Genomic DNA, 26,127 nt, shown 5'->3' with positions numbered 1-26,127 from the left:
TCGTCACTTCTGAATAAGTGACGAAAAAACGGAACATCAGCAGAGAGCTTCAACCCGCCGCCAGGCTCACCCCACCCACCCCGGCCGCCGCCTTCCCATCCTTCCCATACAACCCGGCATCGCCGCCGCTATGCTGGCGCAGCGCCTGGATAGCTTCGCGGGTGAAATCGAGGTGGGCGTTGACGACGGCGCCATTCAGGGCGTTGCCGTCGCGTGCGGTGCGGGCCGCGAAGATCAGCTGGCGCCAGGCGTCCGCCACGGCCGGGTCGACCTGGCGGCCAAGCAGCTGGCCCTCGGGGCCGGCGCGCAGGCCGAGCGCGCCCATCTGGGCTTCGCGGGCCTTGAGTTGGCGGGACAGGGCCTGGCCCAGTTCAACCTTGCGCGTCAGCAGTCCGCTCAGGGACTGGAAGTCGCCCCGCTTGAGGGCGTCGCGCTCTTCGGCGAGGAGTTGGCCGAAGGCCTGGATGCCTTCGGTTTCGCGCTGCAGGGACTGGATCAGGCTCTGGCTCATGATGGCTATTTGGGGTCGGCCTGGCCAAGCTCGCGCAGGGTGGCGATCAGGCCGTCGGCAATCTTGCCCGGGTCGATCCTGATCTTGCCTTCGGCGATGGCCTGGCGGATCTCTTCGACCTTGGCGGTATCGATATCGTCGTCAGTGGGCTGGGACAGGCGGGCGCTGATGTCGCGCACCTGGGCGGCCAGCGGGCTGACGCTCAGGCCGGCGGACGGCGCCGCGGCGCTGGCCGGCGCGGCCTGGGGCCGTGCCGCGGCATCGCCCCCGGGGGCGTCGGCGGGCCGGGACGAGGTGGAGTGGTTGATCTTCACGGGGCGTTCCTTGCTGGTTTCCTATGGCATTACGGACGCGCCGGCGAATTCTTTAGGGCCCCTGGCCCGGATTCGCCACGCGGCGGCGTTGGCGGCATTTTCGCATGCCGGTTGCCCCGGATTTCCAGTCTTGTTGGCCACGATTACAGCACTTGGCGCAGGACTATTGCAGCACGACGGTGTCGCCGCTGCGCACCAGTCCGTTGACCACCTGGCCGCTGCGCAGGCGCACCTGCACGGTATTGCCGGTGGCGGCGTCGGCCAGCACCTTGCCTTCGCTGGTGATCTGGAAGGCCTCGCCTTCCACGGCCACGGTGACGGTCTGGCCCTGGCGCACGGCGATGGCCTTGCGCAGCAGGTCGCTGCGCAGCGGCGAGCCTGCGGCGATGCGGTTGGCGGCGACCGCGCCGGCAAGCTGGGCCGGGTCGGTGATCACCGCGCGCGGCAGCGTGCCCAGGTCGCCCTGGCGGACTTCGATATCGGCCTGGCTGACCGGCTCGCCTGGGCCCAGTGCGCGCGCGGCCACGTAATAGTCGGTCAGCACCGCTACGCGCGCCTGCATGTAGCGCACCCACGGCCGCTCGCCGCCGCAGCGCACGCCGACCGAAACGCGCCCCCATGGCGAAGCGCCGGCGGGCAGGAAGGGGTCGGGCGCGACGCATTCCGGCGCGCGGCCGCCCGACGGCGGCGCCACCTGCACGCTGACCTTGCCCGGCAAGCCGGCGGTCTGCTGCAGCAGGAAGCGCTCGACGGCCACGCGCGCGGGGTCTTCGGCAAAGGGGCTGGCGGCGGCAGCGGGGTTGGCAATGGGGTTGGCAACATAAGCCGTCTGCTGCTGGCCGTGCGCGGCCGGCGCCTGCATGGCGACGGGCGTGACCTGCGCCGGCGCGGCACCGGCGCCGGCCGGGCCAAGCAGGCAGGCTGCCAGCAGGGCGTGCGCCAGGCTGCGGGCGTTGCGGCGATTCTGATTCATCTGGACTTCCCGGCAAGGACGGCACGGCATGCAAGGCATGCCTGGCGCACCGCCCCGTGACTGGCCGCGCGCCCCGTTTACATCTGTCATCGGGGTCCCATTGTAGGCAGGCCCTCGCGCGAGGGCGGGCCGAAATGCATGGATTTCCCGTCCTTATTCATCCGATTGGCGTGACAGGTCCCCCCCTAAGATGGCAACCCTGAAGAAGGTCGTCCGCTCCGTTTTCGTGAGCGGTTCCTTGAGCGTTTTCGTGGGCAGGGAGATGCCAGATGATTGACAGACTCGACGCGGCGCTACGTTTCCAGCAGGAAGCGTTGAGCCTGCGCAACCAGCGGCAGTCGGTGATTGCCTCCAACATCGCGCACGCGGACACGCCCGGCTACAAGGCGCGCGACTTTGATTTCTCCAGCACGCTGGCGCAGAGCGTCGAGCGCGGCCATCGCAATGAAGGCATGTCGCTGTCCACCACCTCGGTGCGCCACATGCCCGCGCAGGCGCCGGGCCGCGAGGAATTCGACCTGGCCTACCGCATCCCGCTCCAGTCCAGCGTGGATGGCAACACCGTGGAAATGAATACCGAGCGCGTGGCCTTTGCCGACAACACGGTGCACTTCGAATCCGGTCTTGCGGTGATGAGCGCCAAGATCAAGACCATGCTGGCCGCGATCCAGCAGTGAGGCCAGCATGCCAGCCATGAATATCTTCGACGTTGCCGGTTCCGCCATGGCGGCGCAGTCGCAGCGCATGAACGTGACCGCGTCCAACCTGGCCAACGCGGACAGCATCGTGAGCCCCAACGGGCAGGCCTACCGCGCCAAGCAGGTGATCTTCGGCATGGCGCCCACGCCCGGCCAGAGCGATGTGGGCGGCGTGCAGGTCGAAGGCGTGATGGAAGACCCGTCGCCACCGCGCATGGTGCACAACCCCACGCATCCGCTGGCCAATGCCGAAGGCTACGTGATGATGCCCAACGTGAATCCGGTGGAAGAGATGGTCAACATGATCTCGGCCTCGCGTTCGTACCAGGCCAATGTGGAGGTGCTCAACACCGCCAAGACCATGATGCTCAAGACGCTGACGATCGGTCAGTGACGACGTCAACCAGGACAAACCGAACCGGATCGCGACATGACGACCACCACCGCAGTCAGCAGCAATACCCAGAGTACCCAGGGCATCAATGATGCCCTCAAGAGCGGCAGCGCCAGTGCCGCCGACCTGCAGAACAACTTCCTCAAGATGCTTGTGACGCAGATGAACAACCAGGATCCGCTCAACCCGATGGACAACTCCCAGCTCACTTCGCAGCTGGCGCAGATCAGCACGGTGAGCAGCATGCAGACCATGAACACCACGCTGAACCAGCTGCTGAGCCAGGTGAGCGCAAGCCGCGCGATGGATTCCGCCGCGCTGATCGGCCGCACGGTGATGGTGCCGGGTTCGCAAGTCACGGTGAAGGACGGCGTGCCCGGCCAGTTCGGCCTGGACCTGCCTTCGACCGCCGATGCGGTCACGGTCAGCGTGGTGGACAAGGATGGCACCGTGGTGCGCAACATCGACATGAAGGGCCAGGTAGCCGGCGTGCACGACATTGCCTGGGACGGCAAGAGCGACGCCGGCGTGGCGGTTGCCGACGGTGACTACACCTTCAAGGTCAACGCTACCGCCAACGGCACCTCGGTACAGCCGGTTGCGCTGGTCTACGGCAAGGTGCAGAGCATCAGCGGCGATACGAACGGCGTGCTGGTCGATATCGGCAACGGCCAGAGCGCGGGCGTCGACGACGTCCGCCGCATTCTCTAACTACGCGGCCGGCTGACTTGGTGCCGGGCAGCAATCGGAATACTGGAAAAGAGGAAAAATCATGGGTTTCGGTCAAGGATTGAGCGGCCTCGATGCCGCGTCGCAGAATCTGGACGTGATCGGCAACAACATCGCCAACGCCAACACGGTTGGCTTCAAGCAATCCACCGTGCAGTTCGCCGACGTCTTCGCCGGCGCACAAGTCGGCCTGGGTACGCGCGTCAGCAAGGTGGTGCAGTCGTTCAACCAGGGCAATATCGAGTCGACCGGGCGCTCACTGGACGTGGCGATCACCAACGGCAATGGCTTCTTTCGCCTTCAGGACGCTGCCGGCCAGGTGTACTACTCCCGCAATGGCCAGTTCCTGCGTACCGACGATGGCCACCTGACCAATGCCCAGGGCCTGCTGCTGACGGGCTATCCGCAGGGTGTAACCGCCGGCGCCGGCGTGCAGCCGCAACCGCTGGTGGTTTCCAATGCGCAGATGGCGCCCAAGGCCACCACCAGCCTGTCGATCCAGCTCAACCTGGACTCGGGCACGAACGTGATCGCCCCCGCCACGTTCCCTGCCGGCAATGGCGTTCCGCCCGCATCGAGCTTCAACTACGCCAGCACGGTGCAGGTGTTCGACTCGCTGGGCAACCCGCAGCAGCTTACCGCTTATTTCGTGAAGCAGGGCGCGGTCGCAGGCCCGCCCCCGAGCTCGCCGTGGATGATGTCCGTGCGCGACGCGGCCGGCAACGAAGTCGCCAACAACATCGTGTCGTTCGATGCGACCGGCAAGCTGATTCCGGCAGCCGGCGCGAATGCCCCGGCGCTGGCGAACGCGATTACCATTCCCGCCACCGGCGCGGGCGGCCTGAACAACGGCGCGGCAGCCCTGAGCGCCACGATTGACCTGAGCGGCTCCACCCAGTACAGCGGCCCCAACGACCCCAAATCCGTCGCGCAGAATGGCTACTCCACTGGCAGCCTGCTGGGCTTTGCGGTCCAGTCGGACGGCACGGTCCTCGCCAGCTACTCCAACCAGCAGACGCAGGCGCTGGGGCAGATCGCACTGGCCGGCTTCGGCAACGCCGAAGGCTTGAAGTCCGCGGGCGACAACGTCTGGACCGCCACCGGCGCGTCCGGCACGGCGCTGCTCAATGCGCCGGGTGGCAGCCTCGGCCAGCTCAAGTCGAATGCGGTGGAAAGTTCCAACGTGAACCTGTCGAGCGAACTGGTCAACCTGATCGTCGCGCAGCGCAACTACCAGGCGAATGCGCAGACCATCAAGGCGCAGGATCAGGTCATGCAGACGCTTATGAACATCTAGTGATGCACGGCACCTACCGCGCAGGCGTAGCAAAGGAAAGCGCATGGACCGCATGATCTACACCGCCCTGTCGGGCGCCAAGCAGATACTCGACCAGCAAGCGGCGGTATCGAACAACCTCGCCAATGTGTCGACGCCGGGTTTCCGCGCGCAGATCAACCTGTACCGCGCGGTGCCGGTGACCGGCCAGGAGACGCCCACGCGCGCCTTCACGCTGGCGTCCACGCCGGGCGCGGACATGCGCGCGGGCCCGCTGACCTACACCGGCCGCGCGCTGGATGTGGCCCTGCAGGGCAATGGCTGGCTGGTGGTGCAGGCGCCGGACGGCAGCGAAGCCTATACCCGGGCCGGCGCCTTGCAGGTGGCGCAGGACGGGCAGGTGCAGACCCTCTCCGGCCTGCCGGTGATGGGCGATGGCGGTCCGCTCTCGGTGCCGCCGGGCGCGCAGGTGACCATCGGCAGCGACGGCACCATCACCGCGCGCGGCCCGGGTGAAGCCTCCGCCGGCCTGGCCCAGGTGGGCAAGCTGCGCGTGGTGAATCCGCCCAACGACGCCATCGCGCGCGGGGATGACGGCCTGTTCCGGCTGCGCCCCGGCGCGCAGCCGCTGGGCGCCGATCCCACCGTTCGCGTGGTCTCGGGGGCGCTGGAAGGCAGCAACGTCAATCCGACCGAAGCCATGGTCGACATGATCGCCAATGCCCGCCGCTTCGAGATGCAGATGAAGATGATCCAGGGCACGGACGGCAACGAGCAGCGCGCCAACCAGCTGCTCTCGACCAACTGACCCGACTGTACGAACGAACTAGCAAGGACCCCATGATCCGCTCACTCTGGATTGCCAAGACCGGCCTCGATGCGCAGCAGACGCAGATGGACGTGATCTCGAACAACCTCGCCAACGTCTCCACCAACGGCTTCAAGCGTGGACGCGCGGTGTTCGAGGACCTGATGTACCAGACCATCCGCCAGCCCGGCGCGCTGTCGTCGGACCAGACCACGCTGCCGTCAGGCATGCAGCTGGGCACCGGCGTGCGCCCGGTCGCGACCGAGCGTATCCACACGCAAGGCAATCCGCAGCAGACCGGCAACTCGAAGGACGTGGCCATCCTTGGCCAGGGCTTCTTCCAGGTGGCGCTGCCTGACGGCACCACCGCCTACACGCGCGACGGCTCCTTCCAGGTGGACCAGAACGGCCAGCTGGTCACGTCGAGCGGCTTCGTGGTCCAGCCCGCCGTCACCATCCCCGCCAATACGCTGTCGCTGACCATCGCCCGCGACGGCACGGTGTCGGTGACGCAACCCGGTTCCAGCAACAATGTGCAGGTCGGACAGCTCCAGCTTGCCACCTTCATGAACCCGGCCGGCCTGCAAAGCATGGGCGAGAACCTGTACGTGCAGACCGATGCCTCGGGCGCGCCCAATACCACGGTGCCCGGCCTGAACGGCGCCGGCACGCTGCAGCAGAACTATGTGGAAGCGTCCAATGTGAACGTGGTGGAAGAGCTGGTGAGCATGATCCAGACCCAGCGCGCCTACGAAATCAACAGCAAGGCAGTGCAGACCTCCGACCAGATGCTGCAGCGCCTGTCGCAGATGGGATGAACGAAGTGAACATGGCCGCCTCGCTGTCGCGCTTCGGGGCGCTCGCGCTGCATTGCCTGGCTAGCCTTGCCGTGCTGGCCATCGGCGGCTGCGCGCTGGTGCCGCGCGAGCCGCTGGTGCAATTGCCCACCACCGCGCGCGCGGAGCCGCGGCCGATGGGGCCCGCGTCGGGCTCGATCTACCAGTCGTCGTACGCCGGCAACCCGCTGTTCGAGGACCGGCGTCCGCGCAATGTGGGCGATATCCTGACGATCCTGATCACCGAGAACGTCAACGCCACCAAGAATTCCGGCACCAATACCAGCCGCACCGGCAACGCCGCGCTGGCGTTCGACGCCGTGCCGCGCGCGCTCGGTGGCCTGTTCGGCAGCAGCCAGAATGCCAACATCAACGGCGCCAACACCATGAAGGCCAGCGGCGGCGCCAGCGCGGCCAATACCTTCAACGGCACCATCACCGTCACGGTGCTGGAGGTGCTGGCCAACGGCAACCTGGTGGTCTCCGGCGAAAAGCAGATGGCCATCAACCAGGGTGCCGAGTTCATCCGCTTCTCCGGCGTGGTCAACCCGCGCACGATTACCGGCGACAACGCCGTGCTGTCGACGCAGGTGGCCGACGCGCGCATCGAATACACGGCCAAGGGCGTGATCGACGAAGCGCAGAACATGGGCTGGCTGCAGCGCTTCTTCCTCAACGTTTCTCCGTTCTGACCGCGCCATGTCTGCTCCCATGCTCGCCCGTTTCATGTCCCGCCTGCTGCGCCTGAGCGTGATCAGCCTGGCGCTTGGCGTGGCCTTTGGCGCCTTTGCCACCGTCGCCAAGGCCGAGCGCCTGAAGAACCTGGCCACCTTCCAGGGCGTGCGCGACAACCCGCTGGTGGGCTACGGCCTGGTGGTGGGCCTGGACAACACCGGCGACCAGACCATGCAGACGCCGTTCACCACGCAGAGCCTGACCAACATGCTCTCGCAGCTGGGGATCACGCTGCCGGCCGGCAAGAACATGCAGCTCAAGAACGTGGCGGCGGTGATGGTGACCGCTTCGCTGCCCGCGTTCGCGCAGCCGGGCAGCCAGCTCGACATCGTGGTGTCGTCGATGGGCAATGCCAAGAGCCTGCGCGGCGGCACGCTGCTGATGACCCCGCTCAAGGGGGCCGATGGCCAGGTCTATGCCATCGCACAGGGCAATATGCTGGTGGGCGGCGCGGGCGCATCGGCCAACGGCAGCAAGGTGCAGATCAACCAGCTGGCGGTGGGCCGCATCGCCAATGGCGCCATCGTGGAGCGCGCGGTGGCGCCGTTCCAGCCCGAAGGCGGTGTGCTCAACCTGGAACTGAAGGACACGGATTTCGGCACCGCCGAGCGCGTGGTGGAGGCCATCAACCGCTCCATGGGCGGCGGTGTCGCCGCGGCGCTGGATGGCCGCGTGGTGCAGGTGCGCGCGCCGGTGTCGGCGGCGGCGCGGGTGGGCTTCCTGGCCCGCATCGAGAACATCGACGTGACCCCGGCCAAGGCCGCCGCCAAGGTGATCCTGAACGCCCGCACCGGCTCCATCGTGATGAACCAGGCCGTGACCGTGGAAGACTGCGCGGTGGCGCACGGCAGCCTGTCGGTGGTGATCAACACGCAACCCGTGATCAGCCAGCCGGCACCGTTCAGCGGCGGGCAGACCGTGGTGGCGCCGGTGTCGCAGATCGACATGAAGCAACAGGGCGGCTCGCTGCAGATCGTCAAGGCGGGCGCCTCGCTCGCCGCCGTGGTCAAGGGGCTGAATGCGCTGGGCGCCACCCCGGCCGACCTGCAGACCATCCTGGAAGCCATGCGCGCCGCCGGGGCGCTGCGCGCCGAGCTGGAAGTGATCTGACCATGAACGCCGCACTGCCGCCACAAGGCGCCGACCTGACCCAGCGCTTTGCGCTGGACACGCAGGGCTTCGAGGCGCTCAAGCACAGCGCGCGCGCCGGTGCCGACGCCAAGACGCTGCAGGCCGCCGCCAGGCAGTTCGAGGCGGTGTTCACGCAGATGGTGCTCAAGAGCATGCGCGACGCCACGCCGCAGGACGGCCTGTTCGACAGCGAGCAGAGCAAGCTCTACATGTCGATGATGGACCAGCAGCTCGCGCAGCAGATGTCATCGCGCGGGATCGGCCTGGCCGACGTGATGGTGCGCCAGCTGGCACGCGCCACCGGCACGGCGATGCCGGCCGGCATGGACGCCATGAGCCCGGCCGAGTCCGGCAAGGCGGCGGATGCCGAGATGGCAAGGCTGCTCGACAGCCGTCGTGGCGGGGCCGTGCCGGCGGACGCCGGCGAGCTGGCCGACCTGCCGGCCATCGGCACCGTGGTGCCCGGGCAGAGCTGGAACCCCACTGCCGGCCTGCGGCAGTACCAGCCGCAGTCGTACGCGGACCGCAGCCAGGGAGACGACCGGATGGGACGGCTGCCGGACGACGCACCGGCCCACGTCAGCGCCTTTGTCGCGCGCATGGCCGGCCCCGCTGAAGCCGCCGCGCGTGCCAGCGGCGTGCCGGCCCGGCTGATCGTCGGGCAGGCCGCGCTGGAGTCCGGCTGGGGCCAGCGCGAGATCACGCACGCGGACGGCTCCACCACGTTCAACGTCTTCGGCATCAAGGCCGGCCCGAACTGGAAGGGCCGCGTCGCGGAGATCACCACCACCGAATACATCGACGGACAGCCGCAGAAGGTGCGGGCGAAGTTCCGCGCCTATGGCTCGTATGACGAAGCCTGTGCCGACTATGCCCGCTTGCTGACGACCAACCCGCGCTACGCGGGCGTGGTCAGCGCGGCGTCGGCGGAAGAAGCGGCGCACGGCCTGCAGCGCGCGGGTTATGCGACCGATCCGGCGTACGGGCACAAGCTGGTGAGGATCATGAAGAAGGTGGCGGCCTGAGGGCAGGGGTGTAGCCCTGGCGCCAGCTGTAGCTGACACTGCATGAACCAGGCTCCCCTCTCCCGCGAGCGGGAGAGGGGAGCAAATCTGCAGGATCTGGAAAACGCCGCTTCCACGCCTAAAGTCCTGCCCCCAACCAGCCGATATCTTCCACATCCACACCGCCGGCCCACGCCGCGGCAGTCCTACAAATCCGGGGTCAGAGCACCATGTCTCTCTTCAGTATTGGCCTTTCCGGCCTGAACACCGCGCAGAACGCGCTGACGACGACGGGCCACAACTTAGCCAACTCGGCGACCGAAGGCTATTCGCGCCAGAACACCATTGTGGCGTCGGCCGGCGGCCAGTACACCAGCCAGGGCTTCTTTGGCTACGGCTCGAACACGACCACGGTGATCCGCGTCTATGACGAGTTCCTGACCGGCCAGCTGCGTGGCGCTACCTCGGCCAGCTCGGCGCTGTCGACGTACTCCGACCAGATCAGCCAGATCGACAACCTGCTGGCCGACCAGAAGGGCGGGCTGGCGCCGCTGATGCAGAAGTTCTTTGCCGCGGTGCAGGCGGTTGCCGATACCCCGGCCGACCCGGCAGCCCGCCAGGGCATGCTTTCCGCCGGACAGGCGCTGGTGGGCCAGGTCCGTTCGGCCAGCAACTACTTCAAGCAACTGCAGTCGGGCGTCAATGACCAGGTCAGCACGGCTGTCACCCAGGTCAATGCCTATACCAAGCAGATCGCCAACCTGAACCAGGAAATCACCAAGCTCAAGGCCTCGTCGGGCGGCCAGCCACCCAATGACCTGCTGGACCAGCGCGACCAGGCCGTGGCCGAGCTGACCAAGCTGGTGGGCGCCAAGGTGGTGGTGCAGGACGGCGGCACCTACAATGTGTTCGTCGGCAACGGCCAGCCGCTGGTGATGGGCAACAGCGCGTATGACCTGAAGGCCGTGCCCTCGGCTGCCGACCCGAACCGCACCGCGGTTGCCTACACGCTGGCGAATGGCAGCGTCTACGAGAGCGATCCGGGTGCCATCACGGGCGGCTCGCTCGGCGGCCTGATCCAGTTCCGCTCCGAGACCCTCGACGCGGCGCAAAGCGCGATCGGCCGGCTCTCGCTGGCGATCGGGCAGAGCTTCAACGACCAGCACAAGCTGGGCGTGGACCTGAACGGCGCCATCGGCACCGACATGTTCCAGCTGGGCACCGCGACCGTGCTGCCCAATGCCAACAACAGCGTCAAGACCACGGTTGCCACCGCCAGCATCACCAATACGTCGGCGCTGACCACCAGCGACTATTCACTGCACTTCGACGGCACCAACTACACGCTGACGCGCCTGTCCGACAACCAGCAGGTCACCGCCGCCGTGCCGGCCGCGGGCGCCACCTATCCGCTGAGCTTCAGCGCGGACGGCTTCAGCGTGCAGATCAATGCCGCCATGGGCGCCAACGACTCGTTCATGATCCAGCCGACGCGCAATGCCGCGACCGGCTTCGACATGGCGATCACAGATCCGGCCAAGGTGGCGGCGGCTTCGCCGGCGCGCGCCGATGCCGCGGCGTCCAACACCGGCACCGGCACGGCATCGCTCAGCAACGTCGCGCCAGGCTTCAGCCTGCCGGTCGGGAAGATCACGGCCAAGTACAGCGGCGCCGGGTACGTCTTCACCGACGCGAGCAACAACCCGATCACGCCGAGCAGCACTGTCGTCAACGGCGCCAACACCGACTACACCATCAACGGCCTGACGTTCAGCTTTGGTGGCACGCCCAATGCGGGCGACTCGTTCACGCTGTCAAACAATGCCGGCGCGGTCTCCAACAACGGCAATGCGCTGGCGCTGGCCAAGCTGCAGACGGCCAAGACCATCGGTGGCGTGTCAAGCTACAGCGACGCCTATGCCCAGCTGGTAAACGATGTCGGCACGCGCGCCAAGTCGCTCAAGATCGCCTCGTCCTCGCAGGACAGCATCACCACGCAGATCAAGACCGCCCAGCAGTCGGTATCGGGCGTGAACATGGATGAGGAAACGGTCTCCATGCTGAAGTTCCAGCAGCTCTACCAGGCCAATGCCCGCGTCATCCAGACCGCCACCACGCTGTTCGACACGATCATCGGCATCGGCAGGTAAGCGCCGTCAGCCAACAGAACCGAGAGGGAATACGAAATGCGCGTCGCAAGCTCAACCCTGTACCAGCAAGGCCTGGCCTCGATGAACTTGCAGCAGGGCTCCCTGCTGCATATCCAGCAACAGCTCGGCACCGGCCGCAGCATACTGACCCCTTCCGACGACCCGGTCGCCGCCACGCGCGCGCTGGGCGTCTCGCAGGCGCAGGCTGTCAATGGCCAGTACGCCACGTCGCGCAAGCAGACCAACAATGCGCTGTCCGCCGAAGAAAACGCGCTGCAGTCCGTGACCACCGTCACGCAGAATATCCAGACGCTGCTGGTCCAGGCCGGCAACGGCACCATGAGCGACAGCGACCGTGCCTCGGTCGCCACCGCCCTGCAGGGCCTGTACAACCAGCTGCTGGGCCAGGCCAACTCCGACGACGGCAACGGCCAGTACCTGTTCGGCGGCACGCAGACCGGTTCGGCGCCGTTCTCGGAGAACGCGGGCGGTGTGTCTTACCTGGGCGATACCGGCCACCAGATGATGCAGGTGGACGTGTCGCGGCAGATGGCCGGCGGCGACAACGGCCGTGACATATTCCAGAGCGTGCAGAGCTCCTCGGGCTACGTGCTCAAGGGCAGCAGCACCAACACCGGCACCGCCACCTACGGTCAGGTATCGACGACCGATCCGTCCGATCCGCTCTATGGCAAGCCGCTGAAGCTGACATTCCAGGCCAATGGTGCCGGTACCATGCAGTACACCATCACCGACCAGAGCACCAATCCGCCAACCCCGGTCGGCGGTCCAGTCAACTTTGGCTCGCCATCGCAGGTCCAGGTCGCGGGCGTCAGCTTTACGGTGAGCGGCACGCCCCAGAACGGCGACACCATCAGCGTCGAGCCGGCAAAGCAGGCCGGCACCGACATGTTCACCAACCTGAAGTCGGTCATCAACGCACTCAATGCCCCGCTTGCCACCGACACCGATCGCGCCAACCTGAGCAACACCGTCGCCACCGGCATCCGCCAGTTCGCCAATTCGCTGGACAACGTGCTGACGGTACGCGCATCGGTCGGCTCGCGCATGCAGGAACTGGATGCGCTCAATACCGTCGGCACCAACCGTGACCTGACGTACTCGCAGACGCTTTCGGGCCTGCAGGACCTGGATTACGCCTCCGCGATCACCGAGTACTACCAGCGGCAGACGGCGCTGCAGGGAGCGCAGCAATCGTTTATGCAGATTCAGGGGATGAATTTGTTTAAGTACCTGTAGGGCGATTTGGTGCCCGTTGCGGTCGCACCTGTGAGCGAACAATAAAGTCGTGGAAACTGCGCCAATAGCTGCATGCCGGTTGCTATCGAGGCAGCGCGTAAGGTCGCAGGAGCCGAAAATGTGAATGCAAACGCGGACCCGATTCTCGCATCGGAAGATTTCGGCGCCTTTCTGCAAGAGGTCCCCGGCGTATTCGTGTTCATCGGAAACGGCGCTACGGGAACTCCCGGCGGCACCCCTTTGCACAACTGCGCATACGACTTCAATGATGAGCTCTTACCCATCGGTGCGAAGTATTTCGCTGAGGTGGCTAAAGTAGCCTAGGGAAAGACTGATTTAATCAGCGCGGCAGTCATCGTTGACTGGCGTGCAAGCGTTGTCATGTGCATGCCCACGATATGAGTCGGAGATGAAGCGACAGATCAGTTTTGCGGAAGCCGAGAGCCACGGCAAGAAGCGGGTGACGCGACGCGAGCGCTTCCTGACGGAGATGGAGAGTTTGGTGCCGTGGTCGCGCCTGATTGAGGCGGTCGAGCCGTACTACCCCAAGGGAAAACGTGGACGGCCGCCGATCGGTCTGGAGCGGATGCTGCGCATCTACTTCCTCCAGCAGTGGTACGGGCTGTCGGACGAGGCGCTGGAAGACGCGCTGTACGACAGCATGGCGATGCGGGCATTTGCCGGGATCGACTTGGCGGTCGAAGCGGTGCCAGACGCGACCACGCTGCTGAAGTTTCGCCGCCTGCTCGTCGAGCATGAACTGACGCGAAAGCTGTTTGACGAGATCGGCATCATGCTGTGCGAGCGGGGGCTGATGATGAAGGAAGGCACGATTGTGGATGCCACCATCATCGAGGCGCCACCATCGACCAAGAACAAGGAGAAGAGCCGCGACCCGGAGATGCACCAGACCAAGAAGGGTAATGAATGGCACTTTGGCATGAAGGCGCATCTCGGCGTGGATGCGACTTCGGGGCTGGTGCACAGCGTGGTGGGCACGGCGGCCAACGAGTCGGATGTGTCGCAGGCGCATGCCTTGCTGCATGGCTACGAAGAGCACGCGTTTGGCGACGCGGGCTACACGGGCGTGGACAAGCGCAAGGAGATGCAAGGCAAGTCCGTGAAGTGGCACGTGGCCGTCAAGCGCGGCAAGATTAAGGCAATGCGTGACGGTGCGGTCAAGGACTTGCTGATCGCTGTCGAGCGGGCCAAGGCCCAGATTCGGGCGCGGGTCGAGCATCCGTTCCACGTCATCAAGAATCTGTTTGGTCATCGCAAGGTTCGCTACAAGGGCCTGGTCAAGAACACGGCACAGTTGTTCAGCCTGTTTGGTCTGGCGAATCTGGTGCTCGGCAGGAAGCTGTTGTTGGCCTCACAGGGGAGCAATCCGTCCTGAGCGCGCAAAGCGCGCCAGAAATGGTGCCAAACGAGAGAAAAATGGCTTGAATCGGCCCATCTCTCCCGCGTTGCGAAAACCGAAATCCTTGGCTTGTGCAACATCAAGCGCAAACCTCATTGATCAGCGATTCCCTAGTCGGTGTAGCTTCGCCTCACATATCTCTTTCCAGTGCGCAATAGGCAGTCGGAATGACTATGCGTCGGGAGAGTACGGATGAGAAGCTTCGACGCGTTGCAGGTTTGCTAAGGGCGTCCGAGGAGAAGAACCCCGGACGCTTTTCTAGTCGCCCGCCCTTGCGGGCGGGGCAGCATCAACAATATCAACGCACCAGAAAGCCTGCACCGACCGGATCGTTGCGGTCGATTAGCCAACGGGCGGTGCCTAGGATGCTGGCCGTGCCCTTGACGGTCGGGCGCACCGCCCGGGTGCCATTCAGGCTTACCTCGCCGAGCAGGCAGCCCTCGAACGTGCCGCTGCCCAGCAGACCCTCGGACAAGATGGGCTGGTTCATGCCGAGCATTCCGCGTGCCTCGAACATCGCCATCATCGCGCTGGTGCCCGTACCCCCAGGCGAACGGTCGAGCTGTCCGGCGCTGAATACATGCACGTTCTTGTAGAAAGCGCCTTCGATCGTGGGCTGGTGCCAGAAGGTCACGAAATTGAGGTTGTTGATGTGCTGTTCAGTCGGGTGCTGGATCCGCAGTTTTTCCTTGATCTGCTCGCGCACCTGGATGCCCAGGCGCGACAGTTCGGTGCCATTGTCCGGCGAGATGCGCAGCGCGCACGGCGACAGGTCAACGATGCCGAAGTAGTTGCCGCCCCAGACCAGGTCTGCTTTGAGGTCGCCGTAGCCTGGCAGGTGCACGGGGATGTCCTGCGCGGCGACGTAAGCCGGCACGTTCTCGAAGCGCGTCCACAGCACCTTGTCGCCGTCCGAAGCAACCTCGGACACCACCAGCCCGGCGGTTGTCTCGAAGCGGATGCGGGTGATGCCGCCCTCTCCGCGGCGCACGAGGCCCAGCGCCACCATGGCCATGCTCACGGCGATGGTGCCGTGTCCACACATATGAGAGTACTCGGTGCCGTCAATATAGATCAGGCCTGCGTCATACTCGGGGCTCGACGGCGGCGTGAGGAACACGCCGAACATGTCTTTGTGGCCGCGGGGTTCACGCATCAGCGCCTTGCGCAGCCAGTCATAGTGCTCTTCCAGGAAGGCGCGCTTTTCCAGGATTGTGGATCCCGCGGGATACGGGATGCCGCTGTGGACGATGCAAAGGGGTTCCCCTTCGGTATGGGTGTAGATAACGTCGAACGCGTCCTGCTTGCGCATGGCTATGGCTCCTTGCAGTGAGGTTTTGCCGATTGGGAATTACTTGCGGTCGGACAGCATGTCCAGACCGATGGTCAGATCCAGGATGGTGATGGCGATGACGGCCACCACGATGGTCGCGCCCGACACCGCGGCGATGGTTGGGTCGATGGTGTATTGCACGTAGTTGAAGAGCTTCACCGGTATCGTGTTGAGATCCGCGGTGGTGTTGAAGATCGACAACTCGACATTGATCCAGGAGGAGATGAAGGCAAAGATCGATCCCGTCACGATGCCGGCGCGGATCTGCGGCAGCGTGACCAGGAAGAACGTGGTCCACGCGTTGGCGCCGAGGTCGCCGGACGCTTCTTCCAGGGCCTTCTGCTCGGGTGTCATCAGCGCCAGCGTGGCGCGCAGCACGAACGGCGCGACAATCACGGTGTGCCCGATCAGCAGCGAGGTGAAGCTGCGCGTCAGGCCGAAGTAGCCGCCGAATTGCAACAGCGCCGCGCCCAGCACGATATGCGGCAGTACCAGCGGCGACATCAGCACCGACGTCAGCGCGCGCTTGCCCGGGAAGTCGTAGCGGGCCACCGCCAGCGCGGCCGGCACGGTCAGCACCAGCGCCGCCGCGGTTGCCGCCAGCGCCAGCGCCGTGCTGGTGGTGAAGGCGGCGACGTAGTCAGGCTCGGCCAGCATCTGGTGGTACCAGCGCAGCGTCAGGCCTTCTGGCGGGAAGGCGAGGAAGGCGGACGCGGTCAGCGAACTGCCCAAAATCACCACCAGCGGGAGCGCCAGGTAGGCCAGCACCGTCCACGAGACGAGGCGAATGAGCATGGCAGCGATCATCGCGCAATCCCCCGGTGTTCGCCGACACGGCCCGCCATGGCCACCATCGCCAACGTGAAGACCAGCAGCACGATGCTGAGTGAGCCGCCGTAGTGGACATCGAAGACGGTGCTGTACTGCTGGAAGATCAGCATCGACAGCACCGAGATCCGGCCGCCCGACAGCAGTGCCGGCGTGACGTAGGCGCTGACTGCCAGTGTGAACACCATAATCGCGCCTGCCACCACCCCCGGCAGGGTCAGCGGGAAGATGACATGGCGAAAGGTGGCAAGCGGGCTCGCACCGAGGTCGGCCGAGGCCTGCTCGCAAGCCGGGTCGACCCGTGCCAGCGCATTGCCGACGGCCAGCACCACGAACGGCAGCAGCACATAGACCATGCCGATCAGAATGCCGGTCTCCGTGCCGAGGAAGCGCACCGGCCGCTCGGCAAGCCCGGTTTCGACGAGCGTATGGTTGACGAGCCCGTTGCGACCCAAGAGCACCATCCAGCCGAACGAGCGCACGATGTTGCTGGTAAACATCGGCACCACCAGCAGGATCACGCAGACGCGCCGCCACGCGGGCCAGCGCACTACGCGCACCAGATACCACGCGAGCGGGTAGCCCAGCAGCAGGCATGCCAGCGTGGTCAGGCAGGCGATGCGGAAGGTCACCAGGATGACGTCCCAGTGATAGCGGTCCGCCAGCACACGTACATAGCTGGACAGCGTCAGCGCGGGCGGTTGGCCGCCGGTGACGCTGGCGATCAGCACCACTGCCAGCGGGGCGAGAAAGAACGCCGCGAAGAACACCAGCGGCGGCGCCAGCATCAGTGCCGGCGTAATCTGCAGCCGCTTCATGCCGGCTCTCCAATGAGGTGCAGGTTGGCCGGGTCGAACGCGAGCCGGATCGGCTTGCCGCGCTCCAGCCCCACATCAGGCAGCCCCATGGTGCGCGCCACCAGCGTCTGTCCGCCGACGTTGGCGTGCAGCAGCGTATGGCTGCCCAGGCTGACGACGTCGACCAGCGTGCCAAGCAGACTGCCTGGCGCATCGGCGCGGGCCACGCACAGGTGTTCCGGGCGCAGTACCGCCAGCCCGCGCGCATTGCCGTCGGCGGCGGCTACTGGCAGGTGCGCGTCCTGCATCGCCAGGCGGATATGGCCAGCGCCGGCGGCTTCCCACGGCAGCAGGTTGGCGTCGCCGATGAATTCGGCCACAAAGCGGCTGGCGGGGGCGCGGTAGATCTCGGTGCCGGCGCCGCTCTGCTCGATGCGGCCGGCGTTCATCACCACGATGCGGTCTGCCATGGCCATCGCCTCTTCCTGGTCGTGCGTGACGAACACGAACGCGATGCCGAGCTGTTGCTGCAGGTGCTTCAGTTCGAGCTGCATGCGCTTGCGCAGCTTCATGTCCAGCGCCGACAGCGGCTCGTCGAGCAGCAACAGGCGCGGACGGTTGACGATGGCGCGCGCCAGCGCCACCCGCTGCTGCTGCCCGCCCGACATCTCGCGCGGATAGCGCTCGCCGAGCGCGGCCAGGCCGACCATGTCGAGCGCTTCGAGCGCGCGGCGCCTGGCCTCATCGCGGCTGGCGCCCTGGCGCCGCGGCCCGTAGGCTACGTTCTCAAGCACGGTCATGTGCGGGAACAGCGCATAGTTCTGGAACACGGTGTTGAGCGGCCGTTTGTTCGGCGGCAGCGCGGTGACGTCTTGGCCATCGATGGCGATGCGGCCGCTGTCCGGCTCCAGGAAGCCGGCAATTGCCCGCAGCAATGTGGTTTTGCCGCAGCCACTGGGCCCGAGCAGCGCGATGAATTCAGCGTGGCCGATCTCCAGCGAGACCCGGTCCAGCGCCCGGTATGAGCCGAATGCCTTGCACAGCGTATCGATGGTCAAGAGGGCAGTCATGATGGTCTCCTGAATTCAGCGCTTGCGGACAACCTGGCGATTCCAAGCGTCGGCGATCTCGGTGCGCCGGGCGTTGATCGTGCTCCAGTCGAACAGGGTCAGGCTGTCCACCGAGCCGTTGGCGCCCCACGGCAGCTTGCGCGCCACGTCCTTCGGCACCTGCACGCCTTGCACGGCAGGCCCCAGGTACAGTCGGGTGGCGAGGCAGGTGGCGGCCTCCGGCGTCAGCGCGGTATTGATGAACTTTTCCGCGGCGGCCTTGTTGCGTGCGCCCTTGACCAGGTGCAGGCGGGCATCGGTGGCCCATGCGCCTTCCTTCGGCACCACGAAGCCGATAGTCGCGCCCTTGTCGATCAGATCCCAGGCGCCGACGTTGAAGTGCGCGCCGATCACGGCTTCGCCGCTCTGGAAGGCATTAGTGGCAGCACCCGAGCTGTCGAAAAACAGCGCCGTGTCCAGCGCCGCCAGCTTCTGGAACACAGGCGCGAGGTTGGCCGGGTCGGTGCCCCACACGCGGGCCATGAATACGACGAAGGGCACACCCGAGGAATTGGCGGGCGAGGGCACCGTCACCGCGCCGGCATATTCGCGTTTCCACAGGTCCTTCCAGCTGGTCGGCGGCTGCTTGACCTCACGTGTGTTGTAGGTCAGACCGAGCGAGTAGTAGCCGGTGCCGACCGCGTAGTTGGTCGCGCCCTGGCGATAGAGCGCCTTGCTGATGACGTTCTTCAGGTTGGGAATGGCCGCGCCGTCTAGGTTGTCCACCACGCCGGCCTGCAACGCCAGTTCGCTGATGCCGCCATCCATCCAGGCCACGTCGATGGTCGGCGCAGCCTTCTGCTGCTGCAGCTTGGCCAGCGTGGTGGTGGAGGTGCCGATCTCGGGCGTCACAGCAATACCAGTGGCCTTGGTGAAGGGCTCCACCACACAGCTGCGGAAGGCGTCGCCCCAGTTACCGCCATACATGGCGACGGTCAGCTTGCCGCTCTGCGCTTGCGCGGTGGTGGTGAAAGTCACGGCCAGCAGTGCGGCGCCGGCGAGGGTGAGGGTGCGTGTCTCCAGTCCCATTTGCTGCTCCCCTTGAAGTGGAATTCTGTTGCTCAGGCTGTGACGGCATTGTGGGCGCAATGGGGGGGCGCCTCTTGCAAGCCATCGACAAAAAATTGAATAATTGCGTCATGCTGATGGCCTCCCCGGATACCCCAAAGGTCGGCGCGGGTAAACCCGAGCTGAGCGTCGGTTTTGTGCTGCTGAACCAGTTCACCCTGGCCGCATTTGCCGGCCTGGTCGACGTTCTGCGCCTGTCCGCTGACCATGGCGGACGCAGCCGGCAGATCCACACGGCGTGGCGGGTGATGAGCATGGACGGGCTGCCGCGCACGTCGAGTGCGGGCTTTGCGATCGAGGTCGCGGGCGCCTTGCCCGATGACCCGACCGGCTTCGACTACATCGCGGTGTGCGGCGGCAACGACTACCCCAACACCTATATGCCGCCGGCGCTGCGCGACTGGCTGCGGCAGACCGCGGCCAGCGGCGTGCGCATGCTTGGCATCTGCACCGGCACTTTTGCGCTGGCACAGGCGGGCATCATCGGCTCGCGCACGGTCTGCGTGCACTGGAACGTGCTTGACGCTTTCCGCGCGCGCTTTCCGCAGTTGCGCGCCGTGGTGGACCACCTGTTCGTTGACGAGGGCGACCTGATCACCTGCGCGGGCTCGACCGCCGCCATCGATCTCGGCCTATACCTGGTGGCGCGGCATTGCGGACGCGAAAAGGCGCAGCAGGCGGTGCGCCACATGATGCTGCAGGGGATGCGGCCCGCGAAGCTTCCACAGGCCCATTTCTATGCCGACCTGACCCACATCCAGGATGCGCGCGTGCGCCAGGCTGCGCACTTCATCGAGCAGCGCATCGACAACCCTCCGTCGCTCGACGCCATTGCGCGCTATGTGGGGTTGGGGCGTCGTCAGCTTGAGCGCGCTTTTCACGAAGCCCTGGCCATGTCGCCGATGAGCTTTCAGCGTGGGCTGCGGCTGGAGTACGGCAGCTGGCTGCTGCAGAACGGCCACAGCAACATCACGCAGATCGCGCTGGACTGCGGGTTCTCCGACGGCGCGCATTTCTCGCGCGATTTCCGAGCGCGTTTCGGCATGACGCCGCGGGAGTTCAAGCGGCGCGGCAGCGCGGAGGGTGGGGCAACGCCGTCCGGCGCAGTGGCCTCAGGAGCAGTGGAGCGATAGCTCGGAAAATCTTGTAAGGGAGCTTACCTCCCGACACTCTTGGTCCTGGATGCCCGACCGCGTAGCGGTCTATTTGCGCAGGGGAGACGAAAAGGGGAGCAATCGCGCAGGGGGAAAAGGAAAGGGCGGCCCTCCCGTCGGGCGGCTCCGTGCTTGGCCGACGTGTGGCAATAGAGCATATCGCCGCACGCGTCACCGGCTTTGCCTGATTTGCTATACCAAGTCCTCATTTCGTGAGGAACAAATAGAAGCGTTAATGCAGCATGTCACAGTGGACCTGCAATATGTTTAGAACGTAGGTGCAATGCTGCTGACGGTGCATTCACGCAATCCTGAAATGGTCGGCGGACTGGCCAGCACGAAGCACTTACTTGGTTCCGGCTAGCTCCATAATCATCCGCGACAGCAGGTAGAGCCGAGGCACCACGCTCTCGACCTCAGCGTATTCCTCCGGCGTATGAATGCCGCCACCAACGATGCCGAAACCATCGAGCGTGGGTGTGCCGACGCCAGCGGACAGGCTCGAATCGGCGGCGCCTCCGCTACCCTCGAGGGTGAGTTTGCGTCCAATTTCGCTGTAGATGGCTTGCGCCTTGGTCGCTAGCTGGTCCGACGCTGCATTGCGCGGCATCGGAGGGAAGCTGCGCACCAGCGAGGTCTTCACTTCCGTATCGGGGATCAGCTTGTTGGCCGACACGCGCGCCAGGTCGCGCTCCACGCGGTCGAATTCCTCCGGTACTGCCACGCGCAAGTCTGCGTAGGCGGTAGCATGATCGGGGATGACGTTGGTGGCATCACCTGCCTTGAGCACGGTGATGTTGAAGGTCGTCTGCTTGGCGCTGTCCCCCAGCTTGCCTAGCTGCAGCACCTGGTGCGCCAGTTCGGTGGCGGCGTTGCGGCCCGATTCGGGTGCGACGCCCGCATGTGCCGCCTTGCCCTTCACGTCGATCTCCGCCGTGCCACTGCCCTTGCGCCATACGACAAGCCCGTCGGCGGGCCGACCCGGCTCCAGGTTGAGGGTGACGTCATGCTGCCTGGCCTCGCGTTCAATCAGGGCACGCGTGCCCTTGGAGCCGGTTTCCTCATTGGTGTTGAGCAGCAGCGTGACCTGCCCGTACTGCTTGAAGTCGAGCTGCTGCAGAATCTTCATCGCGTACAACCCTGCGACGATACCGCCCTTGTCATCCATCACACCGGGGCCGTAGGCGCGCTTGTCCTTGATGTAGAACGGCTTGGCGCGAGCGGTGCCGTCCTTGAAGACGGTGTCCATGTGGGCCATCAACAGGATGCGCGCCTTCCCGGTGCCCTTCCACGTGGCGAGGATGTTGTTGCCCACAGCAGGCGTTGCGGAAACCGTTTCCACCTTGGCTCCGGTCTTGCGCAGTTCGTCGGCGACGATGGTGCCGATCTGGCTGAGCCCGGCCTCATTGCCGGTGCCCGAGTCGATGTTGACCAGGCGCTCAAGCAGATGCAGCGCCTCGCCACGATAGCCCTCGGCGGCGGACAGGACCTTGGGGTTTGCGTCAGCGGCGCAGGACAGACGTGCGGCGCACAACAACAGCGCTGCAAGGGCGGGGCGGGACGGTTTCATGCGGGACCTTGGTAGTGGAGCGGCACAGCAGATTTTATACACCCTGGCCCCGGATTTCCTACAACTTGCGGTGCACCCCCATTGCACGATGGCGCTGATATTCGCTATGCTGCGCGGATTCCGGCAATGGTGCCGGTAGTTCTGCGACGGGAGCCACATGGCAACGAAGAAGACGGCCGCCACGAAGACGGCGGCAAAGAAACCGGCAGCGCCGGCGAAGAAGGCCGCACCCGCGGCAAAGAAGGCTGCAGCAGCGCCTGTAGCAAAGCCGCTGAAGGACACGTTCAACAAGTCGAGCCTGCTCGCCCACCTGGTCGCCCAGACTGAGCTGGACAAGAAGACGGTGCAGACTGTCCTATCTCACCTCGAGAACACCATCGTGAGTGCCATCCACAAGAAGGGCGCGGGCGAGTTCACGCTTCCGGGCCTGTTCAAGGTGGCCGCTATCCAGGTTCCTGCCACGAAGAAGCGCTTCGGTAAGAATCCGTTTACGGGGCAAGACCAGTGGTTTGCCGCCAAGCCGGCGTCGGTCAAGGTGAAGGTGCGCCCGCTGAAGAAGCTGAAGGACGCCGCACTGTAAGATCCGCGGCAGCAACGGCGGAAGAAGGGGAGCTGCGGCTCCCTTTTGTGTTTTCTGGTCGCTCGCGTGGGCGAATCAACGTCCTTGTGCCTTTGGGAAGGTTCTCCTCAGCGATCTCGAACAATCCGGGTTTTAGGCCCAGTGCCTTCAGGCTCTCCTTGCCATACCGCACCTTGCGGTCAGCCAGCGCGTCTGGTTCCAGGCGATTTGCAGCGTTCGCTGCGTGAGCCAGGTCGGTCCACCCTAAGCAGGTTCCCATGCCCGGCCCAGTGACCGGATGCACTCATCCACGCTCAGTTCATGCAGGGACTCGCGCGGCAGCGTCTCGCTGGCCGCGCGTGTCAGCACAGCCAGCACCGGTGGCTTAAGGCGCACCAGCAGCAGGCGCTGGCCCTTGGCGGCCACCTCGGACGCGAACGTATGCAGCGCCTCGATCGTCGAGCCATCGATGTCGGGCGTCTCTTCCAGGCTGAAAACAAGCGTATGGAGCGCCGGCCCGGCCGCCTCGCGCAGGTGGCGCGCCCTGGCCAGCATGCGTTCTGCATTGGCGAAGAACATCGGTGCTTCCGGTCGTACGATCAACACGCCCGACAGAGTCCGGGCCTCAGGGTGAGCCGCGATGTCAACGTAGTCGTGGCTGGAGCCAAGGCGCCCCAGTTCGCTGACTCTTGGCTCGGAGAAATTACGCAGTGTCAGCATCAGGCTGATCCCGATTGCCGCCAGCAGTCCGTCGAGCACGCCAAGCAGGAGCACGGCGACACATGCCGCGACCACCAGCAAGCGGTCGCGGCGCCATGCCCAGTAGGGCCTGAATGCATCGAGACGCAAGGTGTGGCTCACGGCGTGTATCACGATGGCCGCGAGCACGGGCTCGGGCGTGCGTGCAAGCTGCGGCAGCAGCGCGGCTACAATCAGCGCGATGACTGCTGCGGCGCACCAACCCGCCAGGCGAGACTGCGCCCCTGCAGCTTCATTGGCAGACGTGGCGGAGTAGCCTGCCCCGACTGCCATGCCATGCAGCAAACCGGAGCCGATATTGGCCAGACCCAGTGCGACCAGGTCGCGGTTGGGTGAGGTCACATCACCGTACTTGAGTGCAAAGCTGCGGATCGAGCCATACGACTCGGCATACAGGATCAGCACCAGCGCGAAGGCGAGCTCGCCAACGCGCAACCACTGTACGCGCTGCAGGTCGGGCAGGCCGATGGTGACGTTTGCCAGATCGATCGCGCCGACTTCGGCAATGCCGTAGTGCGTCAGATCGGTGGCATAGGCGGCTGCGATGCCCAGCACGATCACCAGCAGCGGCCCGGGCACCCGCCGCAAGCGCGCCAGCGCGATCAGCAAGGCCAGCGCCGCCAGGCACGCGGCGAGCGCATTGAGGTTCCATGCCGCCGATTCGTGCAGGAACTGGTAAGCGAAACGTGGCAGGTCGCCATGCGTCGGGTGGATGCCGGCTACGCCCGCAATCTGCTTGAGAATGATGGTGGCGGCCAGGCCGAACGTGAAGCCGCGCAGCACCGGCTTGGCGATGAAGTCGGTAATGCCGCCCAAACGCGCCATGCCCGCCAGCACCAGGAAGACACCGGCCAGCGTCACGAACCCGGCGGCGAGCGCCAGCCGAAGCGCGGCATTGGCACCGCTCGTCGACAGCGTGGCCGCGGCCAGCACCGCGGCGGAAGATGAGGTGGCCGACACCACCGCGAAGCGGCTCGTGCCCGCAATGCCGTAGATCACCAGCCCGACTAGCAGGCCGATCAGGCCAGCTTGCGCAGGCAGATTGGCGATGCCGGCGTATGCAACGGCTTCCGGCAGAAGCAGACCGGCAATAGAGCAGCCGGCGACCACATCTCGCCCGAGACGCTGGCTTCGCGTCAGCGCCACGCCATTGGCCCTGGCGGAATCCGGCGGGGTGGACGAACCGGGGGCATCAGACGCAGGACACATAGTCAGTGTAGTTGGGGCGGTCGGCGGTCCGCCTATTCTGCCACTGATGGATGCCATCAGAATGATTTCCGCGCCGTGTGCTCGGATCTCCCTTATGACGAAACCCCGGCGCATCCGCCGCAGGCCAGGCTGGCAGGCGATGTTGCAGCGGTCCGCCGCTTGATATTGCGCAAGCGCGCGCCCCTTATGCCTTGCTTTGAGCGGTGGGACGGATAGAGTTTTGAAGGAAGCGCCAGATGGTCGCTTGTCCAGGAAACCTCTGCCATGACCTTCGCAAGCTGCCAGTATTGATGCGGTGATACCGACCCGGCCGTTCCGCGCGCTTGCCTTAACTTCGCTTACTTGGCCTTTGCGTCGGGCGAAGGACACGTCTTCACCCTCAGAACGCTATAGGCAGGGCAGACGCGCACGATGCCGGTGACGAGTGGCAAGACGCCAATCCATCCCCAAGGTCCAATGCGCCCTGCCGCCGCGAGACCAATCAAAGCCAGTCCAATCGCAATCCGAAGGAACCGGTCAACGCTTCCAACATTTGCTTGCATGAAAGACTCCTTCTCCGGATTTTTAGGAAAACATTACGCGCCGACAGGGCATAGCTGGCTGATCCAGCGCAATACGCTGTGAATTGGCCCAGGGACTGTCAATGCACCTGCTTGAACCCTTGCACTTCACTCGCGATTTCCTTGCGCAGGCTCGCGAAACGTTCTTGTGCATTTGCCCCGAAGAGCGGATCGGAGCTCTCTGGAACAGTGGCGGTAACAGCCGTCCAATCCTCTGGTGTCAGCAACTGAGCGGCGCGCGGCATTACATGTCGCTCCTCGGTGGAGAGATGATTTCGATAGTACACAAGGTACATGGCCGCGGCTGCCTCAAGCGCCGCGCGTGAACTCATGACATCTCCTTCGGCTTCATTAAGGCGGCTTAGAAGCGCTTCGCCCACGTTGGCAATCACACGATGCTCCTGTAGCAGTCGATTCACCACGACTTGCATGCCGGGATCTCGCTCAACGAGACGTGCGTACGCCACATCCTCGCGAGGATGGTGAACGCGATCACCGAAATTTCGCATGTAATAGATGATAGTGCTCATCAAATTGTAATTGGGCAGCTCTCCCCGATGAAAAATGCTCACCTGCTCTTCCAGAAGGTCGAGTAGCTGAGCGAAATGGATGTGATCGGTGTGCCAACCGGCAAGTGGGTCGATCATGGCGCGCTCCACGGAAACGGGGTCAAGTTCAGAGTCGGGTTCGAAGCCATATCGAACCCAAGCCTCCTTACAAACAAAATAGTATTCAGTGGGCAGACAGAGCTGATCTAGATCAATAGATAGGCAAGGAGAAGCGTCTTCGCGGTTCATGGCATTTCACACCATTCTGGCCTTGCCGCGGGCGATGGCGCTCATGCACCCGGAATACCTGGCCGAGCCGGATACGCAACTGCTGCTGGCGCGCATGCTGCATGCGCTTCTGACGAATGCTGAATGAACCCGCATGGGCAGGACA

Annotated in this window: 27 protein-coding genes and 1 pseudogene; 16 read left to right on the top strand and 12 right to left on the bottom strand. The window is 65.0% G+C overall.

All coding sequences use genetic code 11. The features are described from left to right. Positions 1-49: 49 nt before the first annotated feature. From ACZ5MJ_RS24765 to flgA, 3 genes are all read right to left on the bottom strand, one after another. Positions 50-511 (bottom strand): flagellar protein FlgN, encoded by a 462-nt coding sequence (locus ACZ5MJ_RS24765; protein WP_464226314.1) that lies wholly within the window; start codon positions 509-511, stop codon positions 50-52. A 5-nt stretch (positions 512-516) separates the two neighbouring features. Further along, positions 517-825 carry a flagellar biosynthesis anti-sigma factor FlgM gene (gene flgM, locus ACZ5MJ_RS24760; RefSeq protein WP_464226313.1) on the bottom strand — a complete coding sequence of 103 codons (309 nt, stop codon included), beginning with the start codon at positions 823-825 and terminating at the stop codon, positions 517-519. A 163-nt stretch (positions 826-988) separates the two neighbouring features. Then, on the bottom strand, positions 989-1,798 hold the full coding sequence (gene flgA, locus ACZ5MJ_RS24755; RefSeq protein ID WP_464226312.1) for a flagellar basal body P-ring formation chaperone FlgA: 810 nt from the start codon (positions 1,796-1,798) through the stop codon (positions 989-991). 269 nt (positions 1,799-2,067) lie between these two features. Between flgA and flgB the strand changes: the two genes are divergently transcribed. The 13 genes and pseudogenes from flgB (at position 2,068) to ACZ5MJ_RS24690 (ending at position 14,215) form a co-directional block, all read left to right on the top strand. Next, a complete protein-coding gene (gene flgB, locus ACZ5MJ_RS24750; protein WP_464226311.1) occupies positions 2,068-2,475 on the top strand; it encodes a flagellar basal body rod protein FlgB in 408 nt (135 codons plus the stop codon). A gap of 7 nt (positions 2,476-2,482) precedes the next feature. Further along, entirely contained in the window at positions 2,483-2,890 is a 408-nt protein-coding gene (gene flgC, locus ACZ5MJ_RS24745) for a flagellar basal body rod protein FlgC (RefSeq protein WP_464226310.1), read from the top strand. A 36-nt stretch (positions 2,891-2,926) separates the two neighbouring features. Continuing rightward, complete coding sequence (locus ACZ5MJ_RS24740) at positions 2,927-3,601, top strand: flagellar hook assembly protein FlgD (RefSeq protein WP_464226309.1); 675 nt, start codon at positions 2,927-2,929, stop codon at positions 3,599-3,601. Positions 3,602-3,662: 61 nt separating this feature from the next. Beyond that, positions 3,663-4,916, top strand: a complete 1,254-nt coding sequence (gene flgE, locus ACZ5MJ_RS24735; RefSeq protein ID WP_464226308.1) for a flagellar hook protein FlgE — start codon at positions 3,663-3,665, stop codon at positions 4,914-4,916. Between the two features lie 43 nt (positions 4,917-4,959). Further along, positions 4,960-5,703, top strand: a complete 744-nt coding sequence (gene flgF, locus ACZ5MJ_RS24730) for a flagellar basal-body rod protein FlgF (RefSeq protein ID WP_464226307.1) — start codon at positions 4,960-4,962, stop codon at positions 5,701-5,703. A 32-nt stretch (positions 5,704-5,735) separates the two neighbouring features. Continuing rightward, positions 5,736-6,521 (top strand): flagellar basal-body rod protein FlgG, encoded by a 786-nt coding sequence (flgG, locus tag ACZ5MJ_RS24725; protein WP_432261719.1) that lies wholly within the window; start codon positions 5,736-5,738, stop codon positions 6,519-6,521. Between the two features lie 5 nt (positions 6,522-6,526). Next, positions 6,527-7,231, top strand: a complete 705-nt coding sequence (gene flgH, locus ACZ5MJ_RS24720; RefSeq protein WP_464226602.1) for a flagellar basal body L-ring protein FlgH — start codon at positions 6,527-6,529, stop codon at positions 7,229-7,231. A 7-nt stretch (positions 7,232-7,238) separates the two neighbouring features. Further along, positions 7,239-8,384, top strand: a complete 1,146-nt coding sequence (locus ACZ5MJ_RS24715) for a flagellar basal body P-ring protein FlgI (RefSeq protein ID WP_464226306.1) — start codon at positions 7,239-7,241, stop codon at positions 8,382-8,384. Positions 8,385-8,386: 2 nt separating this feature from the next. Next, positions 8,387-9,430 (top strand): flagellar assembly peptidoglycan hydrolase FlgJ, encoded by a 1,044-nt coding sequence (flgJ, locus tag ACZ5MJ_RS24710; RefSeq protein WP_464226304.1) that lies wholly within the window; start codon positions 8,387-8,389, stop codon positions 9,428-9,430. Between the two features lie 209 nt (positions 9,431-9,639). Next, positions 9,640-11,559, top strand: coding sequence for a flagellar hook-associated protein FlgK (gene flgK, locus ACZ5MJ_RS24705; RefSeq protein WP_464226303.1), 1,920 nt, complete (start codon positions 9,640-9,642; stop codon positions 11,557-11,559). A gap of 36 nt (positions 11,560-11,595) precedes the next feature. After that, the gene (gene flgL, locus ACZ5MJ_RS24700; RefSeq protein WP_464226302.1) at positions 11,596-12,819 is read left to right on the top strand and encodes a flagellar hook-associated protein FlgL; all 1,224 of its coding nucleotides are present in this window, start codon (positions 11,596-11,598) and stop codon (positions 12,817-12,819) included. 78 nt (positions 12,820-12,897) lie between these two features. After that, a pseudogene (locus ACZ5MJ_RS24695) lies at positions 12,898-13,143 on the top strand (M20/M25/M40 family metallo-hydrolase); the annotation flags it as partial. 85 nt (positions 13,144-13,228) lie between these two features. Next, entirely contained in the window at positions 13,229-14,215 is a 987-nt protein-coding gene (locus tag ACZ5MJ_RS24690) for an IS5 family transposase (protein WP_464222743.1), read from the top strand. Positions 14,216-14,537: 322 nt separating this feature from the next. Here the strand turns inward: ACZ5MJ_RS24690 and ACZ5MJ_RS24685 are convergent, their stop codons facing one another. From ACZ5MJ_RS24685 to ACZ5MJ_RS24665, 5 genes are read right to left on the bottom strand one after another with little or no spacing between them, the layout of a single operon-like run. Next, a complete protein-coding gene (locus ACZ5MJ_RS24685; protein WP_464226300.1) occupies positions 14,538-15,551 on the bottom strand; it encodes a proline racemase family protein in 1,014 nt (337 codons plus the stop codon). Positions 15,552-15,590: 39 nt separating this feature from the next. After that, positions 15,591-16,367: an ABC transporter permease gene (locus ACZ5MJ_RS24680; protein WP_464226298.1), complete on the bottom strand. Its 777-nt coding sequence runs from the start codon at positions 16,365-16,367 to the stop codon at positions 15,591-15,593. An 8-nt stretch (positions 16,368-16,375) separates the two neighbouring features. Beyond that, positions 16,376-17,218 (bottom strand): ABC transporter permease, encoded by an 843-nt coding sequence (locus tag ACZ5MJ_RS24675; protein WP_464226297.1) that lies wholly within the window; start codon positions 17,216-17,218, stop codon positions 16,376-16,378. After that, positions 17,215-18,267 (bottom strand): ABC transporter ATP-binding protein, encoded by a 1,053-nt coding sequence (locus tag ACZ5MJ_RS24670; protein ID WP_464226296.1) that lies wholly within the window; start codon positions 18,265-18,267, stop codon positions 17,215-17,217. The genes ACZ5MJ_RS24675 and ACZ5MJ_RS24670 overlap by 4 nt, the downstream gene beginning before the upstream one ends. A 15-nt stretch (positions 18,268-18,282) precedes the next feature. Next, positions 18,283-19,335 (bottom strand): ABC transporter substrate-binding protein, encoded by a 1,053-nt coding sequence (locus tag ACZ5MJ_RS24665; protein WP_464226295.1) that lies wholly within the window; start codon positions 19,333-19,335, stop codon positions 18,283-18,285. 110 nt (positions 19,336-19,445) lie between these two features. Between ACZ5MJ_RS24665 and ACZ5MJ_RS24660 the strand changes: the two genes are divergently transcribed. Further along, the gene (locus ACZ5MJ_RS24660; protein ID WP_464226294.1) at positions 19,446-20,507 is read left to right on the top strand and encodes a GlxA family transcriptional regulator; all 1,062 of its coding nucleotides are present in this window, start codon (positions 19,446-19,448) and stop codon (positions 20,505-20,507) included. A gap of 367 nt (positions 20,508-20,874) precedes the next feature. Here ACZ5MJ_RS24660 and ACZ5MJ_RS24655 read toward each other — a convergent pair whose 3' ends face one another. Further along, positions 20,875-22,098 carry a M20/M25/M40 family metallo-hydrolase gene (locus ACZ5MJ_RS24655; RefSeq protein ID WP_464226293.1) on the bottom strand — a complete coding sequence of 408 codons (1,224 nt, stop codon included), beginning with the start codon at positions 22,096-22,098 and terminating at the stop codon, positions 20,875-20,877. 157 nt (positions 22,099-22,255) lie between these two features. Between ACZ5MJ_RS24655 and ACZ5MJ_RS24650 the strand changes: the two genes are divergently transcribed. Further along, on the top strand, positions 22,256-22,678 hold the full coding sequence (locus ACZ5MJ_RS24650; RefSeq protein WP_464226292.1) for an HU family DNA-binding protein: 423 nt from the start codon (positions 22,256-22,258) through the stop codon (positions 22,676-22,678). 243 nt (positions 22,679-22,921) lie between these two features. On the opposite strand, the gene ACZ5MJ_RS24645 is transcribed toward ACZ5MJ_RS24650, so the two are convergent. The 3 genes from ACZ5MJ_RS24645 to ACZ5MJ_RS24635 all read right to left on the bottom strand — a co-directional run bounded on the left by ACZ5MJ_RS24645 (position 22,922) and on the right by ACZ5MJ_RS24635 (position 25,982). Beyond that, positions 22,922-24,625, bottom strand: a complete 1,704-nt coding sequence (locus ACZ5MJ_RS24645; protein ID WP_464226601.1) for a SulP family inorganic anion transporter — start codon at positions 24,623-24,625, stop codon at positions 22,922-22,924. A gap of 338 nt (positions 24,626-24,963) precedes the next feature. After that, complete coding sequence (locus ACZ5MJ_RS24640) at positions 24,964-25,167, bottom strand: YgaP family membrane protein (protein ID WP_464226291.1); 204 nt, start codon at positions 25,165-25,167, stop codon at positions 24,964-24,966. Positions 25,168-25,265: 98 nt separating this feature from the next. Next, entirely contained in the window at positions 25,266-25,982 is a 717-nt protein-coding gene (locus tag ACZ5MJ_RS24635; protein ID WP_464226290.1) for a hemerythrin domain-containing protein, read from the bottom strand. Here ACZ5MJ_RS24635 and ACZ5MJ_RS24630 point away from each other — a divergent pair. Continuing rightward, on the top strand, positions 25,981-26,109 hold the full coding sequence (locus ACZ5MJ_RS24630; protein ID WP_464226289.1) for a hypothetical protein: 129 nt from the start codon (positions 25,981-25,983) through the stop codon (positions 26,107-26,109). The two genes, ACZ5MJ_RS24635 and ACZ5MJ_RS24630, sit on opposite strands and share 2 nt — an antisense overlap. Positions 26,110-26,127 lie beyond the last annotated feature (18 nt).

The sequence above is a fragment of the Cupriavidus sp. LA-1 genome, assembly GCF_055385985.1.
This window is presented reverse-complemented; position numbering and strand designations above follow the sequence as displayed.

Bases quoted from the DNA above. Each gene is read 5' to 3' on its own strand.
- flgA (WP_464226312.1), bottom strand. From the start codon at position 1,798: ATGAATCAGAATCGCCGCAACGCCCGCAGCCTGGCGCACGCCCTGCTG.
- ACZ5MJ_RS24650 (WP_464226292.1), top strand. From the start codon at position 22,256: ATGGCAACGAAGAAGACGGCCGCCACGAAGACGGCGGCAAAGAAACCG.
- ACZ5MJ_RS24715 (WP_464226306.1), top strand. From the start codon at position 7,239: ATGTCTGCTCCCATGCTCGCCCGTTTCATGTCCCGCCTGCTGCGCCTG.
- ACZ5MJ_RS24690 (WP_464222743.1), top strand. From the start codon at position 13,229: ATGAAGCGACAGATCAGTTTTGCGGAAGCCGAGAGCCACGGCAAGAAG.
- ACZ5MJ_RS24655 (WP_464226293.1), bottom strand. From the start codon at position 22,098: ATGAAACCGTCCCGCCCCGCCCTTGCAGCGCTGTTGTTGTGCGCCGCA.
- ACZ5MJ_RS24660 (WP_464226294.1), top strand. From the start codon at position 19,446: ATGCTGATGGCCTCCCCGGATACCCCAAAGGTCGGCGCGGGTAAACCC.
- flgG (WP_432261719.1), top strand. From the start codon at position 5,736: ATGATCCGCTCACTCTGGATTGCCAAGACCGGCCTCGATGCGCAGCAG.
- ACZ5MJ_RS24645 (WP_464226601.1), bottom strand. From the start codon at position 24,625: ATGTGTCCTGCGTCTGATGCCCCCGGTTCGTCCACCCCGCCGGATTCC.
- ACZ5MJ_RS24630 (WP_464226289.1), top strand. From the start codon at position 25,981: ATGGCATTTCACACCATTCTGGCCTTGCCGCGGGCGATGGCGCTCATG.
- flgL (WP_464226302.1), top strand. From the start codon at position 11,596: ATGCGCGTCGCAAGCTCAACCCTGTACCAGCAAGGCCTGGCCTCGATG.
- flgJ (WP_464226304.1), top strand. From the start codon at position 8,387: ATGAACGCCGCACTGCCGCCACAAGGCGCCGACCTGACCCAGCGCTTT.
- ACZ5MJ_RS24680 (WP_464226298.1), bottom strand. From the start codon at position 16,367: ATGCTCATTCGCCTCGTCTCGTGGACGGTGCTGGCCTACCTGGCGCTC.
- ACZ5MJ_RS24635 (WP_464226290.1), bottom strand. From the start codon at position 25,982: ATGAACCGCGAAGACGCTTCTCCTTGCCTATCTATTGATCTAGATCAG.
- ACZ5MJ_RS24665 (WP_464226295.1), bottom strand. From the start codon at position 19,335: ATGGGACTGGAGACACGCACCCTCACCCTCGCCGGCGCCGCACTGCTG.
- flgB (WP_464226311.1), top strand. From the start codon at position 2,068: ATGATTGACAGACTCGACGCGGCGCTACGTTTCCAGCAGGAAGCGTTG.
- flgK (WP_464226303.1), top strand. From the start codon at position 9,640: ATGTCTCTCTTCAGTATTGGCCTTTCCGGCCTGAACACCGCGCAGAAC.
- ACZ5MJ_RS24685 (WP_464226300.1), bottom strand. From the start codon at position 15,551: ATGCGCAAGCAGGACGCGTTCGACGTTATCTACACCCATACCGAAGGG.
- ACZ5MJ_RS24740 (WP_464226309.1), top strand. From the start codon at position 2,927: ATGACGACCACCACCGCAGTCAGCAGCAATACCCAGAGTACCCAGGGC.
- ACZ5MJ_RS24640 (WP_464226291.1), bottom strand. From the start codon at position 25,167: ATGCAAGCAAATGTTGGAAGCGTTGACCGGTTCCTTCGGATTGCGATT.
- ACZ5MJ_RS24675 (WP_464226297.1), bottom strand. From the start codon at position 17,218: ATGAAGCGGCTGCAGATTACGCCGGCACTGATGCTGGCGCCGCCGCTG.
- flgC (WP_464226310.1), top strand. From the start codon at position 2,483: ATGCCAGCCATGAATATCTTCGACGTTGCCGGTTCCGCCATGGCGGCG.
- ACZ5MJ_RS24670 (WP_464226296.1), bottom strand. From the start codon at position 18,267: ATGACTGCCCTCTTGACCATCGATACGCTGTGCAAGGCATTCGGCTCA.
- flgF (WP_464226307.1), top strand. From the start codon at position 4,960: ATGGACCGCATGATCTACACCGCCCTGTCGGGCGCCAAGCAGATACTC.
- flgE (WP_464226308.1), top strand. From the start codon at position 3,663: ATGGGTTTCGGTCAAGGATTGAGCGGCCTCGATGCCGCGTCGCAGAAT.
- ACZ5MJ_RS24765 (WP_464226314.1), bottom strand. From the start codon at position 511: ATGAGCCAGAGCCTGATCCAGTCCCTGCAGCGCGAAACCGAAGGCATC.